The 14,990-nt window shown below is 69.1% G+C and carries 14 protein-coding genes; 11 read left to right on the forward strand and 3 right to left on the reverse strand.

What is annotated here, in order from left to right; genetic code table 11:
* The first annotated feature begins 111 nt into the window (after positions 1 to 111).
* From QF046_RS14380 to QF046_RS14405, 6 genes are all read left to right on the forward strand, one after another.
* Positions 112 to 1,092 carry a LacI family DNA-binding transcriptional regulator gene (locus tag QF046_RS14380; protein ID WP_307371049.1) on the forward strand — a complete coding sequence of 327 codons (981 nt, stop codon included), beginning with the start codon at positions 112 to 114 and terminating at the stop codon, positions 1,090 to 1,092.
* Between the two features lie 270 nt (positions 1,093 to 1,362).
* A complete protein-coding gene (locus QF046_RS14385; protein ID WP_307371052.1) occupies positions 1,363 to 3,312 on the forward strand; it encodes a DUF2264 domain-containing protein in 1,950 nt (649 codons plus the stop codon).
* An 81-nt stretch (positions 3,313 to 3,393) separates the two neighbouring features.
* Entirely contained in the window at positions 3,394 to 4,668 is a 1,275-nt protein-coding gene (locus tag QF046_RS14390; RefSeq protein WP_307371055.1) for an ABC transporter substrate-binding protein, read from the forward strand.
* A 90-nt stretch (positions 4,669 to 4,758) separates the two neighbouring features.
* A complete protein-coding gene (locus tag QF046_RS14395; protein WP_307371057.1) occupies positions 4,759 to 5,685 on the forward strand; it encodes a carbohydrate ABC transporter permease in 927 nt (308 codons plus the stop codon).
* Positions 5,685 to 6,599 carry a carbohydrate ABC transporter permease gene (locus QF046_RS14400; protein ID WP_307371060.1) on the forward strand — a complete coding sequence of 305 codons (915 nt, stop codon included), beginning with the start codon at positions 5,685 to 5,687 and terminating at the stop codon, positions 6,597 to 6,599. Before QF046_RS14395 ends, QF046_RS14400 begins: the two co-directional genes overlap by 1 nt.
* A gap of 3 nt (positions 6,600 to 6,602) precedes the next feature.
* Complete coding sequence (locus QF046_RS14405; protein WP_307371062.1) at positions 6,603 to 7,286, forward strand: DUF624 domain-containing protein; 684 nt, start codon at positions 6,603 to 6,605, stop codon at positions 7,284 to 7,286.
* Between the two features lie 115 nt (positions 7,287 to 7,401).
* On the opposite strand, the gene QF046_RS14410 is transcribed toward QF046_RS14405, so the two are convergent.
* Positions 7,402 to 8,385 (reverse strand): hydroxyacid dehydrogenase, encoded by a 984-nt coding sequence (locus tag QF046_RS14410; RefSeq protein ID WP_307371064.1) that lies wholly within the window; start codon positions 8,383 to 8,385, stop codon positions 7,402 to 7,404.
* 174 nt (positions 8,386 to 8,559) lie between these two features.
* Between QF046_RS14410 and QF046_RS14415 the strand changes: the two genes are divergently transcribed.
* The 5 genes from QF046_RS14415 (at position 8,560) to QF046_RS14435 (ending at position 14,289) form a co-directional block, all read left to right on the forward strand.
* Entirely contained in the window at positions 8,560 to 10,413 is a 1,854-nt protein-coding gene (locus QF046_RS14415) for a heparinase II/III family protein (protein WP_307371066.1), read from the forward strand.
* Positions 10,410 to 11,510, forward strand: coding sequence for a substrate-binding domain-containing protein (locus QF046_RS14420; protein WP_307371068.1), 1,101 nt, complete (start codon positions 10,410 to 10,412; stop codon positions 11,508 to 11,510). Before QF046_RS14415 ends, QF046_RS14420 begins: the two co-directional genes overlap by 4 nt.
* Before the next feature lie 100 nt (positions 11,511 to 11,610).
* Positions 11,611 to 13,290 carry an MDR family MFS transporter gene (locus tag QF046_RS14425; protein ID WP_307371071.1) on the forward strand — a complete coding sequence of 560 codons (1,680 nt, stop codon included), beginning with the start codon at positions 11,611 to 11,613 and terminating at the stop codon, positions 13,288 to 13,290.
* Position 13,291: 1 nt separating this feature from the next.
* Positions 13,292 to 13,729: a MarR family winged helix-turn-helix transcriptional regulator gene (locus tag QF046_RS14430; RefSeq protein WP_307371073.1), complete on the forward strand. Its 438-nt coding sequence runs from the start codon at positions 13,292 to 13,294 to the stop codon at positions 13,727 to 13,729.
* Positions 13,730 to 13,809: 80 nt separating this feature from the next.
* Complete coding sequence (locus QF046_RS14435; protein WP_307371077.1) at positions 13,810 to 14,289, forward strand: MarR family winged helix-turn-helix transcriptional regulator; 480 nt, start codon at positions 13,810 to 13,812, stop codon at positions 14,287 to 14,289.
* Between the two features lie 19 nt (positions 14,290 to 14,308).
* Here QF046_RS14435 and QF046_RS14440 read toward each other — a convergent pair whose 3' ends face one another.
* Together QF046_RS14440 and QF046_RS14445 are read right to left on the reverse strand one after the other, a co-directional pair.
* Positions 14,309 to 14,704, reverse strand: a complete 396-nt coding sequence (locus QF046_RS14440) for a type II toxin-antitoxin system VapC family toxin (RefSeq protein WP_307371079.1) — start codon at positions 14,702 to 14,704, stop codon at positions 14,309 to 14,311.
* 2 nt (positions 14,705 to 14,706) lie between these two features.
* Complete coding sequence (locus tag QF046_RS14445) at positions 14,707 to 14,970, reverse strand: type II toxin-antitoxin system Phd/YefM family antitoxin (RefSeq protein ID WP_307371080.1); 264 nt, start codon at positions 14,968 to 14,970, stop codon at positions 14,707 to 14,709.
* Positions 14,971 to 14,990 lie beyond the last annotated feature (20 nt).

The raw sequence follows: 14,990 nt of genomic DNA on the forward strand, positions 1-14,990 counted from the left end.
GCCTCGCGTGATAGCGTCAACATTCAGCCCGTCTGTTTGTGCGTAACGCACGGGAATCCGTGCGAGAGCCTGCGTTTGGCACAAACAGACGGGCTTCAGAGAGGAGGGCGGATGCCGCAGGCGAAGCGTGTGTCGATGGCGATGGTCGCAGCACGGGCCGGCGTGTCCGGGCAGACCGTGTCGCGGGTGGCGAACGGCAGTCCGAAGGTCGATCCGGACACCCGACTCCGCGTGGAGCAGGCGATGGCCGATCTCGGTTACCGTCCGAACCGCGCCGCCCGCGCGCTGCGCACCGGCCGCACGCACACTCTGGGTCTGGTGGCGCAGACGCTCGCGACGGTCGGCAACTCCCGGATGCTGCAGGCGGTCGCCGAATCCGCGGCATCCCGCGGCTACGCCCTCACCGTCGTGACGCTCGGCGCCGACGGCGACATCTCCGAAGCCTTCGACCGGCTGCGCGACCAGGGCGTGGACGGCGCGATCGTGCTGAACGAGGCCACCGCTCTCGCCCGCGACGCTGCCGCGGCGGAGTTGCGGCTGGTCGTCGTCGACTCCCCGCCCGACGAGCGCTTCACCGTGATCGGCACCGATCACGCCGCCGGCGCGCGCACCGCCACCGAGCACCTGCTCTCGGCGGGCCATCGCACCGTGCACCATCTGGCCGGACCCGTCGACTCCTTCGCGGCATCCGAACGCGAGCGCGGCTGGCGTGACGCGCTCGCCGCTGCCGGCGCATCCGCTCCGGAGGTCGCACGTGGAGACTGGACCTCGGCATCGGGCGGTCGTGAGGCGCACCGGATGCTGGAGACCGGCGAGGTCACGGCGATCTTCGCCGCCAACGATCAGATGGCCCTCGGTGCGCTGCGCGCGGTCGCCGAGTCCGGTCGCCACGTCCCGGGCGACGTCGCCGTGGTCGGCTTCGACGACATCGCCGATGCGGCCGAGTTCCAGCCGCCCCTGACCACCGTGCGGCAGGACTTCGACGCCCTGGGCGAGCAGGCGGTGCACAGCCTGGTCTCCCGGATCGAGGGCGGAGCGGATGCCGCACCGGACCTCCTGTCGCCGGCGCTCGTGCTCCGCGCGAGCGCCTGAACCATCCGCGCCCGCCTGCTCGCGAGAAACCACATTCTCCGTGAGACTCACCTGCACCCGTGCTGTCTCATGCGCGAAATGGTTTCTCGCGAAAGTGCGGCCCCGGTCGATCCTGGCAAGCGTTTACCGAGAAACGCGCAACAGATCAGGATGAACGATCAGAACCGTTCAGAATAGAACGCAAAACTTCTTGATGTGATCAAAATGCGTTGCTAATCTCCTGAATCAGTCGCCCTTATCGGCGACCGCTCACAGCTCGAAGGAGAACCCGTGACCCGCACATCGGATCCCTCGCCACGCAGCACTCTGCGCGACGAGTCGCGTGAGGCGCTGGTCGCCTTCGCCGATCGGATGCTGAGCGGCGCCGCAGCCTGGGCCTCACCGGGCTTCGCCCGCATCACCCCTCCCGGAGCACCGGGCGGCTACGGCACCGCCGTGGACGGGCTCGAAGGCTTCGCGCGCACCTTCCTGCTGGCCGGCTTCCGCATCGCCGGCGCCCGCGGCGAAGGCGTCGACCGGCTGATCCACGACTACTCCCGCGGGATCGTCACCGGCGTCGACCCCTCCTCCGAGGAGCGCTGGGTGCGCCTGGACGAGCACCCGCAGGCCAAGGTCGAGGCGGCATCCATCGCTCTCATCCTGGACATGACCCGCCCCTGGATCTGGGATCGCCTGGACGCGATCACGCAGCAGCGCCTGATCGACTACCTCGCGCCCGCCGTGGGCGATGACAGCTACCCCCGCAACAACTGGGCGTGGTTCCGCATCGTCGTCCAGACCTTCCTGCGCTCGGTCGGCGGTCCCTGGTCGGCCGACGACATCGCCGCCGATCTCGCTCTGCACGACTCCTTCACCCGCGAGGGCGGCTGGCTCTCGGACGGCGACGACCGCAACTACGACCACTACGTCGGCTGGGCGCTGCACCTGTATCCGGTGCTGTGGTCGCGCATGCAGGGCGCAGCGGATCTCGGCGCCGACCGGCTCACCGGCGACGTCGCGGCTCTCGATCGCTTCCTGCAGGATGCCGTGCACCTGGTCGGCGGCGACGGCGCCCCGCTTCTGCAGGGTCGCAGCCTGATCTACCGCTTCGCGGCCGCCGCACCGTTCTGGGTGGGCGCGCTGGCCGGCGTGCCGTCCACGGACCTCGGCACGCTGCGGCACGCGGCCATGGGCATCGTCGCGCACTTCGACGAGCACGGCGCACCCGACCAGGACGATCTGCTGACCATGGGGTGGCACGGCGAATGGCGGCGGCTCGCGCAGAACTACTCCGGTCCGTCCTCGCCCTACTGGGCGGCGAAGGGGAAGCTGGGGATCGCACTGCCCGCCGATCACCCGGTCTGGACCGCGCCCGCGCCCGTTCCCGCCACTGCCGCCACCAGCGACGAGCTGCGCACGATCGTCTCGCCCGGGTGGATCGTCTCGGGCACGGCATCCGACGGCATCGTCCGCGTGATCAACCACGGCACCGATCACTCCCTCCCCGACGTGCTGGTCGGCGACGCCCCGCTCTATGCGCGGCTGGGATACTCCACCGCGACCTCGCCCCTGCTGAACGGCGACGCCTGGGCCGAACCGCTCGAGCAGTCCGTCGCCCTGGTGGACGCCGCCGGGCGCGCCACGCATCGCGCCGGGCTGACGCTCCTCGACATCCGCGGCGACGGCGAGACCGCCACGGCCGGCTCCATCAGCCGCGTGCACTGGATCGATCCCGCGCCGGTGCAGATCCGCCACGGCGCGGGCATCACCGGCGAGACGACGGTCGCCGGCCGGATCACGACCTGGTCGCTGGTCCGCGGCGCGTGGGAGGTGCGGATCATCCGCTTCGACGAACTCGAGGACGCCGGCCGCGCCGCGCACCTGCGGATCGGCGGCTGGGCGCTCGCCGGCGAGCCCGGCGAGGTCGAGACCATGAGCTCCGAGTCGTCGGCATCCGCCCGCCTCGGCGACCTGACCAGCACGGTCGTGCCGCTCACACCGGGCTTCGGCGCCAGCGTCGAGCGTCGGACGGATGCCAGCCCGCTCGGCCCCGACGCGGCCGTGCCCGTCGCCGTGGCCACCCCGCACGAGGGCGACCTGGTCGCCGTCGCTGTGCTCCTCAGTGCAGACGCGGCGCAGTCGGCATCCGCCCCCGCCCTCGAGACCCACGCCGACCGGGCGGATGTCGTCTGGCCGGACGGCCTGCGCACCACCCACGCGCTCGCACCCTCCGCCGCCTAACACCGACGAGCGCACCTGATCTCCGACCCGACCGAAACCCGACCAGCGGACCCACCGCAATCACGAAGGAGCACGAACAGCATGAACAGAAAGATCCTCGCCGCAGGCAGCATCGCCGCTGTCGCCGCACTCGTCCTGACCGGCTGCAGCGGAGGCGGCGACACTCCGGCCGAGTCGTCCGGTCCGGTCTCGCTGTCGCTGTCGGGATGGAGCCTGGACACGACGCCGGAGTTCCAGGCGCTCGCCGACGCGTTCCACGAGAAGAACCCCGACATCACGGTCACGCTCAAGGAGTACGACCCGACCGAGTACAACACGCTCGTCACCGCCGACCTCGCCGCCGGTTCCGGCCCCGACATCATCACCCAGAAGGAGGTCAAGTACCTGACCACCTTCCAGGAGGGCGGTCAGCTGCTCGACGTCTCCGACGTGAAGCTGCCCGACGGCATCGGCGGCGCCGACTCCTACAAGGTCGACGGCAAGGCCTACGCGGTGCCGTACCGCCAGGACGCCTGGGTGCTCTACTACAACAAGGCTCTGTTCGATGCCGCGGGCGTCGACTACCCCGACGGCTCGTGGACGTGGGACGACTACGACGCCGCGGCGAAGGAGCTCACCGTCGGTACCGCCAAGGGCAGCTACATGCACCGCTGGCAGTCGGTCGTGCAGGGCTTCGCCAACGCGCAGAGCGGCGCCGACATCCTCAAGGGCGAGTACGACCACATGAAGCCGTACTACGAGCGGGTCCTGAAGCTGCAGGACGACGGCGCCCAGGTCGACTTCAACACCTCCAGCGCCAACCAGCTCACCTACCAGGGCGAGTTCGGCAAGCAGAAGGCGGCGATGCTGCCCATGGGCAGCTGGTACACCGCCACGCTGATCGCGCAGCAGGCATCCGGTGAGGCGGACGCCTTCGAGTGGGGCATCGCTCCGGCTCCGCAGCTGGACTCGTCCACCGCGGGCACCGACAAGACCCCGGTCACCTTCGGCGACCCGACCGGCTTCGGCGCCAACGCGGCTCTGAGCGGGAACAAGGCCGCCGCGGCGAAGAAGTTCCTCGAATTCGCCGCCAGCGAGGATGCCGCACAGGTGCTCGCCGGCATCGGCATCACGCCGGCCCTGACCAGCGACGCCGTCACCGAGACGTACTTCGGCGTCAAGGGCGCACCGACCGATGACCTGTCCAAGTTCGCCTGGTCGACCCACGAGGTTCTGCCCGAGAACCCGACCTCCAACACGACCGCAGCCATCCAGGGCATCCTGGGCGACATGCACACCGCGATCATGTCCGGCTCGACCGGTGTCGACGACGCCATCAAGGAGGCGCAGGACCGCGTCGCCAACGAGGTCGGCTGACCCGATCCTCGGGGCCGGTCCGTCCGGCCCTCGGGGGCCGGTCCGCGAGGGCCGGCCCCATCCCCTTGACCGCACCACCGAGAGAACCCCATGACAGCGACAGTCACGCCGGATGCCGGGAAGACGGCACCGCCCAGGCGCCGATCGGCGCTCCGCCGCCGGAACACCCTGATCGGCTGGACGTTCATCCTGCCGAACTTCGCCGGGTTCGCGGCGTTCACGCTCGTGCCCGTCGTGATCCTGTTCTACATGGCGTTCACGAACTGGAACATCTTCGGCAAGGCCGACTGGGTCGGCTTCGCGAACTTCCAGCGCCTGTTCGGCGACGGCAGCTTCCGCAACGCGTTCTGGAACACGCTCTACTACTCGGTGATGCACATCCCGCTCACCATCGTCGTCTCGCTCGGGCTCGCACTGCTGCTGAACAACAAGCTGCGCGGGGTGGCGTTCTTCCGCACGGCCGCGTTCTTCCCCTACATCACCTCGATCGTCGCGATCGCAGTGGTCTGGAACCTGCTCTTCAGCCCCGACTACGGCCCCATCAACGCGATGCTGCGCTTCATCGGCATCGAGAACCCACCCGGATGGCTGACCTCGAAGGACTGGGCGATGCCCGCGGTCGTCATCGTCAGCACCTGGCGGGACATGGGCTACTACATGATCCTGTTCCTCGCGGGGCTGCAGACGATCCCTCCCGAGCTGCATGAGGCGGCGCGCGTGGACGGCGCGAACGTCTGGCAGCGCTTCGTCAACGTGACCCTGCCGTCCCTGCGGCCGACGATGTTCTTCGTCACCGTCATGCTCACGATCAACTCGCTCAAGGTCTTCGACCTGATCCTCGTCATGACCGACGGCGGCCCGGGGCAGGCGACCATGGTGCTGTCCCAGTTCATCTACCGCAAGGGCTTCGAGGAGTCCCAGTTCGGGTACGCATCGGCTGCGGCGGTCGCGCTGTTCTTCCTGTGCATCATCGTCACCATCGCCCAGTTCCTCTGGAACAAGAGGAGGAGCGTCTGATGACTCAGACCGAGCTCATGGTCACCGGCGAGCAGAAGCTGCGCCGGCTCTCCGACCCCGCGACGCATCGCCGTGCGGGGGAGTCCTCCTCGCTGCGCCGCGTCGGGCGCATCGTCGGCTACATCGGCCTGGGCGTGTTCGCGATCGGCCTGCTCGCGCCGTTCGCATGGATGCTGCTCAGCTCGCTGAAGACCGCCAACGAGGTGTTCTCCGTGCCGGTGGTGTGGTGGCCCGAGACGTTCGTCTGGCAGAACTACATCGACATCTGGGCCAAGGCCGACATGCTCACCTGGATCCGCAACACGCTGCTGCTGGCCGTGGTGGTCACCTTCCTGCAGGTGCTCACCGGATCCTTCGCGGCGTACGGCTTCTCCCGCATCCGCTTCCCCGGACGCGACGTGCTCTTCCTCGCCTACATCGGCACGATCGCCGTGCCGTGGCAGTCGTACATGATCCCGCAGTTCATCCTGCTGTCCAACCTCAAGGTGTCCAACACCCTGTGGGCGATCATCCTCATCCAGGCGTTCGGTGCCTTCGGCGTCTTCCTGATGAAGCAGTACTACGAGACCATCCCCGAGGAGCTCAGCGAGGCCGCCCGTCTGGACGGGCTCAGCGAGTACGGCATCTGGCGCCGGATCATGGTGCCGCTGTCGGTCCCCGCGATCGCGAGCCTGACGCTGCTGACCTTCGTCAACACCTGGAACGACTACCTCGGGCCGCTCATCTATCTGCGAAACCCCGACCTCTGGACGATCCAGCTCGGGCTGAAGAGCTTCGTGTCCAACCTGTTCGACACGAACTACGCCCTGCTGTTCGCCGGCCTGTGCCTCTCGGTCGTGCCGATCGCGATCATCTTCATGCTCGGACAGAAGTACTTCGTCGAGGGCATCGCCACCAGCGGGATGAAGGGCTGAGCCGTGAAGCGCGTCGCGCACGACACCTGGGCCTCGATCCTGGGCGTGCTGTATCTCGGACTGATGGTGAACCTGCTCGTGCTGGTGGCGGCATCCCCGCTGGTGGTGCTGCTGATCACGACGGACCCGATGCACTCCTGGCCGCTGCTGGCCGTGGTCGCACCGTTCGCCGCGCCCGCACTGACCGCCGCGTTCGGCACCTTCCGTGCGCACGGCGAGGGCGAGACGCAGGTGGTGCGCGCGTTCCTGCAGGTGTGGCGCAGGACGCTGCGCGGCTCGCTGCTGCTGGGCGTGATCGTCGTGGGCTTCGCGGTCGTGCTGCTGGTCGACGTGCGCGCCCTGTCGGACACCGCCGCCTCGGTGGTGATCGTGCCGGTGCTGCTGCTCCTGGTCGTGCTGGCCGCCATCACGGGCCTGCTGGGTGCCGTCGCGCTCGCCGAGGTGCCGACCGCGCGGCTGCGCGACGTGCTGCGCTCGAGCCTGTACCTGGGCGTGCGCCGGTGGTACTTCCAGGTGCTGTCACTGGCCGTGCTCGGCGTGCAGGTCGGCGTCTTCGCGACCATGCCCGCCGTCGCGATCGGCATCACCGCCGCGCCGGCGCTGTATGTCGTCTGGGCCAACGGCCGCTACTGCCTGCGCCCGGTGCTGGACGTGCCGATGCGGGGCGAGAAACCACATCCTGCATGAGACGCACGTGCACACGTGGTTTCTCAAGCGGGAAGTGGTTTCTCGCGCGGGCCGCGGGGGTCGCGGAGGCCGTGGGGATCGCGGGGGTCGCGGGGCTACCGGGCCGCGGGCCGGCTCAGGCGCTGCGGCCGAGCGAGAGCGCGTCCATCGGATGCCGCAGCGGCTCGCCCGCCGCGTACGCAGCCAGCTCGTCGAGTGCGGAATCGGTCAGCCGGCGCGTCTCGGTGCCGAGCGACCCGGCCAGGTGCGGCGTGATGGCCACGTTCGTCAGCGCGAGCAGCTCCGATGACGCGGGAAGCGGCTCGGGGTCCGTCACGTCGAGGACCGCGTCGAGGCGCCCGATGCGGCATTCCGCCAACAGGGCGTCGTGGTCGAGCAGCGCGCCGCGGGCGGTGTTGATCACGGTCGCGCCGTCCGGCAGGGCGGCAAGCTCGGCGGTGGAGATCATGTGGTGCGTCGAGGGCAGCGCAGGGGCGTGCAGCGAGAGCACGGCGACCCGGGGGAGCATCTCATGCAGAGGCATGAGTTCGGCGCCGGCCGCGGCCACCTCGGCCGGATCGGCGAAGGGGTCGGCGACCAGTACGCGCAGACCGTTGAAGGGCCGCAGCAGGTCCACGACGCGTCGGCCGATGCGTGAGAAGCCCACGATGCCGACCGTGCGGTCGAGGTTGCCGAGGGCGTGCGAGCGCAGGTTGCCGTCCCACACCTCCTGCGTCACCGAGGGGGTGCGCAGCTGCACGAGTGCGCGCTTTCCCGCCAGCAGGATCGCGGCGAGGGTGAACTCGGCGACGGGCACGGCATTGGCATCCGCCGCCGTGGTGATGCGGATGCCGCGGTCCCAGAACTCCGCCGAGACGTGGTTGCGGATGCTGCCCGCGGCGTGGAACACGGCGCGCAGCCGCGGCATCCGATCCAGTAGCGGCGCCTCGAAGCGCGGCGCGCCCCACGAGGTCACCAGCACCTCGGTCTCGGCGAGCAGCCCGTCCAGAGCGGGATCGGCGAGGTCGGTGATGTGCATCGGCGTGCGCACATCGGCCAGCTCGGCGAAGCGCTGTCGGCGGGCATCGTCGAAGAGTAGATCGAATGCCTCGGTCGACATGACCGCGTGTGCCCGGGGGCGGGATGGGGGCATCTGTGTCTCCGTCGAAGTTCGCGTCGGGATTCGCGTGGCTGACCGCTTGCGTGACGCGGCCATCCCAGTGAAGACTGATCATCCATTCATTCGCAACCCATTCGAAGCTGAAAATGCTTACTCGAACATAAAGGTTCAACCATGATGACTGGCGACAAGCTCACCCCACGAGGCGCGCTGCGCGATCTCTGGGCACGGGCCGGAGACGCGGATGCCGGCATCCCGATCTCCACGGCCGCCGATCGCGGCTTCTGGGACAGTCTGGATACGCGCCCGCGCGAGGCGATCCTCGCCGAAGCCGACCGGCTGCACGGCACGGACTGGCCGCAGCCGCGGCTGTCGGACTGGGCCTCCTACGCTCGAACCGGCGACCGCTCGGCCTACGAGCGCGCGCTGTTCCTGCGCAACCGGCGCACGCGTCTCGCCGTGCTCGCGGCCGCTCTCGACCCGTCCGAGGAACGGCTGCTCGAGGCCGCCGACGGGCTCTGGCTGAAGGTCGAGCAGAGCACCTGGTGCTGGCCCGCGCACGATGACGTGTTCTCGCGCGGGATGCGGGTGCCCGATGATCGGCATCCGTTCGTCGATCTCGGCGCGGGGGAGGACGTCGCACTCGTCGCGTGGGCCGCCCTGCTGCTCGGCGACGACCTGGAGCGGATCGCGCCCGGCCTGCGTGCGCGGCTCGGTGCCGAGGCGCGGGGGCGGGTGCTGGAGCCGTTCGTGAGCCGCGACTGGCACTGGGAGGGCACCGAGGACCACGTGCACAACTGGGCACCGTGGATTCACGGGAACCTGCTCCCCGCGGCTGTCGCCTTCGCCGAGCCCGAACTGCGTGAGCGGGTCATCTCCCGGTGCGTGGACGGCCTGGACCGCTACCTCGCGCAGCTGCCCGCCGACGGCGCCATCGACGAGGGCTTCGCGTACTGGTGGCAGGGAGCGGGGCGGGCGTTCGACGCGCTGGGGCTGCTGGACGAGCTGGCCGGCGGCGCTGTCACGGCCGCGGTCCGCGGCGGCGGGCTGCAGGGGCTCGCGGAGCTCGCGCGCTTCCCGCAGCGCATGCAGGTCGGTCCGGGCTGGTTCGCGAGCTTCTCGGATGCCGAGGCACGGGCGGATGCCGGCATCCCCTGGCACGTGCTCTTCCGTGCGGCGACCCTGTGCGCGCTGCCCGACACAGCCGACTTCGCTCGCACCGAGCAGGGCGACCGTGCCCTGTGCGGATTCGACGATGGCGTGCACGCCGGCCTCGGGCGGATGCTCGCCGAGTTGCGCGACATCCGCTCCGGCGTGCTGACGCACACCGTGCCCACGGCATCCGTCCGTGAGGACGTCTTCCTCCCCTCGATCGGGATCGGCATCCGCGAGCGGGCCGGCCTCGGCGTCGTCGTCAAGAGCGGCCACAACGGGGAGAACCACAATCACAACGACCTGGGTTCGATCGCGATCGCCGTCGACGGCGTGCCGCTGCTGCCCGACCTCGGCCGCGCGACCTACCGGTCCGAGACCTTCTCGGACCGGCGCTACGAGCTGTGGAACATGCGCAGCGACTGGCACTCGACGCCGCTGCCGCGCGGTGCCGTGCAGCTGCCCGGGGCACAGTGGCGTTCCGAGATCGTGGCGATCGACGACGGGTGGCGGGTCGACCTGACCGCCGCGTACCCGGGTGGCGACCGGTGGCTGCGCACCGTGCGGCTGACGGATGCCGGCATCCGCGTGCTCGACGAATCCGATGCCCTGACCGATCCCGTCACCCGGATCGTGGTGGTGTGCACGGGTGTTCCCGTCCGCCAGGACGACGGCGGCGTGCTGGTGCCGGGCAGGCACGGATCGCGCGGGCTGCTGCTCGCGTTCGATCGCGCCGAGGTGGAGTTCGAGACCGTCGAGGTCGACGACCCGTACCTGAGGCATTCGTGGGGTGACCGGGTGACGCGGATGCTGTTCGCACCGGCATCCGCGTTGACCGGAGCAGGCAGCTGGGAACTGAGAGGAGAGGCATCATGACCGATTCGGAGAACCGCCCGGTGTTCGGGATCGCCCGTCGCGAGCGGATCATGGATCAGCTGCGCACCGCGGGCGCCGTACGAGTGGCGGACCTGGCGCGCGAGTTCGCCGTCTCGGAACTGACGGTACGGCGCGATATCGGCGAGCTCGCCGATCGCGGGCTGGTGACGAGAGTGCACGGCGGTGCGACTCTGCGCAGCCGGTTGGACACCACGGTCGCGCCGCGGGCTTCTTCGGCGGGGCCCCGCTACCGCGTGGGGATGGTGGTGCCCTCGCTGAGCTACTACTGGCCCCAGATCGTGATCGGGGCGCGCGCTGCGGCCACCGAGCTCGGCGTGCAGCTGGTGCTGCGCGGTGCGAGCTACGAGCCCGCCGACCAGCGCCGGCAGATCAGCTCGCTCATCGACTCCGGCGGCTTCCACGGCCTGATCGTGGCGCCCGAGAATCAGGGCCCTGACGGGCACGCGCTGCTGAGCTGGCTCGAGCAGCTGCCTGTTCCCGCGGTGCTCGTGGAGCGCCAGGCGCCGTCGTCTCTCGCCCTCACCCGGCTGGAGTGGGTGACCACCGACCATGTGTTCGGCGGCTACCAGGCGGCGTCGCACCTGGCCGCTCTGGGGCACCGGACGGTCGGTCTGCTCACCTCGTCGCAGTCGCCGACCTCGGGTCAGCTTCGGCGGGGCTGGGGGAGGGCCGTCGAGGAGCTGGGGCTGGTGCAGACCGTCGATCTGAACGCGTCGCTGGATTCCCGGGAGGGTGACGAGCGCGCGGACTTCATCGACCGGATGCTCGATCGGCTGCGCGAGACCGGCACCACGGCGATGATGATCCATTCGGATCCCCAGGCGCTCCTGGTGCAGCAGCACGCTATCGATCGCGGCTGGTCGCTTCCCGATGAGCTCTCGATCATCGCGTACGACGACGAGGTCGCCGAGAACGGCGCCCCGCCGATAACCGCGCTGCGTCCGCCGAAGCAGCATGTCGGCCGTCGGGCGGTGGAGATGATGCTGGCGCGTCTGGTGGAGGGGCCCTCCCGGCCGGTCGAGCGCGTTCAGGTCGTGCCGGTGCTGCATCCGCGGGAGTCGACCGTCGCGATGTGAGGGCCCTGTGGAATAGTTGATCAACGGCAATGGTTGAGGAACATCAACTAATGCTGTATCGTTGATGTTGATCAACCATTATCTGCAGGAGACCCCTCTTTTGAACTCCACCACATCTTCCTCGGCCGAGACCGTGCGCTCAGCCCGCGAGGTCTTCACCGCGATCTCCGGCCTCATCGTCGGCATGTTCGTCGCCGTGCTCTCGGGCACGGTGGTCTCGACCTCGCTCCCCGTCATCATCGCCGAGCTCGGCGGAACCCAGGCGCAGTACACCTGGGTCATCACCGCCAGCCTTCTGGCCACAGCCGTCACCACCCCGATCTGGGGCAAGCTGTCCGACCTCGTCGACCGCAAGGTGCTCGTCCAGATCTCACTGATCCTGTTCACCGTCGGCACAGTCATCGCCGGCTTCTCCACCGACACCAACATGCTGATCGCCGTGCGCGTGATCCAGGGCGTCGGCGTCGGCGGGCTCATGTCGCTCGTGATGGTCGCCGTCGCGCTGATCATCTCGCCGCGCGAGCGCGGCAAGTACATGGGCGTCGTCGGCGGCATCATGGCCCTCGCCACGATCGGCGGCCCGCTGCTCGGCGGGTTCCTCACCGACACGCTGGGATGGCGCTCCAACTTCTTCGTCGGTGTGCCGTTCGCGATCGTCGCCCTCATCCTGCTGCAGTTCACCCTGCATCTGCCCAAGCCGCAGAACGTCAAGGTGTCGATCGACTATCTCGGCATCGTGCTGCTGATGGTCGGCGTCTCGGGTCTGCTGATCTGGGTGTCGATGGGCGGCAGCCAGTTCGAGTGGGACTCCGTCACCAGCTACGCGCTGGGCATCGGTTCGGCCGTCGCCATCGTGGCCTTCGTGATCGTCGAGATGCTCGTCAAGGAGCCGATCATCCCGATGACGCTGTTCCGCAACCGCACCTTCACACTGTCGGTGCTCGCCTCGATCGCCATCGGCGTCTCGATGTTCGCGACCTCCGTCTTCCTGGCGCAGTACTTCCAGCTTGCCCGTGGCGCGACGCCGACCGAGTCGGGCCTGATGACCATCCCGATGATCATCGGTCAGATGGGCGCCTCGATCATCATCGGGCAGCTGGTCAGCCGCTACGGCAAGTGGAAGGGCTGGATGATGCTGGGCTCGGTGCTCGCCCTCATCGGCGTGACACTGATGGCGACGCTGCGCTACGACACCCCGTTCCCGCTCGTCGCGGTCTACATGTTCGTGCTCGGTGCGGGCCTCGGCATGGTCATGCAGAACCTCACCCTGATCGTGCAGAACGACACCCCGCCGCAGCAGCTGGGCGCGGCATCCTCGGGCGTCAACTTCTTCCGCACGATCGCCGGCACCATCGGCGTCACGATCATGGGCTCGATTCTCGCGACCAACGTCGCGACGTACATGAAGGACGGTCTGGGCAAGTTCGTGCCGAAGTCGCCTGATGAGATCGACGCGCTCAAGCACCTGGCCACCGGCGACGTGCCCAACATGGGCAGTCTGCCGGACAGCATCCGCACCGTCGTCGAGTCGTCCTACGGGCACGGCATCGCGGACGCGTTCCTGATCGCCATCCCGCTCGCCGTGATCGGCGTGATCGCGATCGCCTTCATCCGGAACAAGCCGCTCTCGACGAAGAACTCCGCGGAGCAGCTGCGCGAGAACGCCGAGGAGTCCGCGATCGAGGTCGCGGGTGCCGAGGTGGGAGCCGCCACCGGCAGCATCCGCGTCATCTCCGAGGACGACGATCGTGTTCGCGACGTGCAGGAGCCGGTGCGCTGACATGGACACCGACACCATCGACGACGTGATGGCGGATTTTCAGGGGCATCTGAACCTGATCTTCGCCCGCGCGCGCACGATGTGGAAGGAGTCCGCGGCACGGATGCACCCCGAGCTGCAGCCCGCAGGCTACAAGCTGCTCTCGTTCATCTCGCGGACGGGCCCCACCAACGCCCATCAGCTCGCCGAGCGGTTCGAGATGGACAAGTCGATGGTCAGCAGGCAGATCCGGATGCTGGAGGAGTTCGACCTCCTCGAATCGCGCCCGGACGAGCACGACGGCAGGCTGCGGGTGCTCACCGCGACGCCCGAAGCCTGCCGCATGCTGGCCGAGTTGCGCGGTGAGCACGCCGAGCGGATGCGGACGGTTCTCGCCGGGCTCACGCCGGACGAGGTGAAGGCCGCTTCCAAGGCCTTCAGCCTGCTCTCCGAGGTGTGAGGTCCTGACATCCGGCGCCCTGGCGTCTCCGAAGGCCCGCTGTCGAATCGACAGCGGGCCTTCGCCGTACACTGACGGCTATGACTGCCCTGCCCGAGAATCCCGACGCGCCTGCCTCGGACGGACTCGTCGATGCAGAGCTGGACGAAGCGATCGTGCGCGTCGAGCGGGAACTCGGGCGGCTGTTCGCCCGCATCCGGGTCAGCTGGCGAGAGGCCGCCGCCACCGTGCATCCGGATCTGCAGCCGCTGGGGTACCAGGTGCTGGTCTCGATCCTCGGCGGCGAGGCGACCACGGCCGGCGCGATCGTGGAGCGCCTGCAGACGGACAAATCCGCGGTGAGCCGTCAGGTGCGCCAGCTGACCGAGCTTGGGCTGGTGGAGAGCGTCCGCGATCCGGACGACCGGCGCGCCAAGCGCATGGTGGCCACCGATCTCGCGAAGGAGCGGGTGGCGATCGCCCGTGCCGCGTACCACGGCCGCATCGGCGAGCGGCTGCGCGCCTGGACGGCGGCGGACCTCGACCATTTCGCCGACCTGCTGGACGAGCTCGGTCGCTGAAGCCGGCAAGCCCGGGGCGTCACGGGGTCGGGGCGAGCACGGCGAATCCCTGCGCGCGTGCGGCCTCGGCCAGACGGTCGTCATAGGTCAGGAACCCCTCGAGATCGTCGCCGAGGTCGATGGCTGCGGCGAGGTGGAGGGCATCGAGCGAGCGCAGTCCGACCGGGTCGAGACGGCCTGCGGTCTCGAACATCGTCGTCGTCACCCGCAGCAGCACCAGCGAGTCGAGCACGACGCGCACCCGCGGGGCGCGATCCGGGCTGACGCGCCGCACGGCGCGCATCAGTTCCGTACGTGCCAGATCCGACGCCACGAGCGTGGGTTCGGCATCCGCGATCCATGCCAGCAGAGCCGTGGATTCCGCCTCTGCGGTGACCAGCTTCACGAGTGCGGACGTGTCGATGTAATGCGCCACGATCAGTACCGCTCCGACTCGCGCGCACGGAGCAGATCTTCGGAGAGAGGGGGGCCTGGCTCCGGCGCGGTGAGGGACAGGATGCTGAGGCGCGCAGGCCGGGCGAGACCGGTCTCGAGAAGATTCTCGAGACCGGATCGGTCCATCGGTGTGATGCGGGCGACCGGCCTGCCCCGATCGGTGACCGTGATCGTCTCGCCGGCGGCCACTTCCGCGACCACGGCCGAGGCGTTCTGCTTCAGTGCTCGGATCCCGACTTCAGTCATGTGCTCCATTGTAGAACATT

The sequence above is a fragment of the Microbacterium sp. W4I4 genome, assembly GCF_030816235.1.
In the GTDB taxonomy this organism is placed as follows: Bacteria; Actinomycetota; Actinomycetes; order Actinomycetales; family Microbacteriaceae; genus Microbacterium.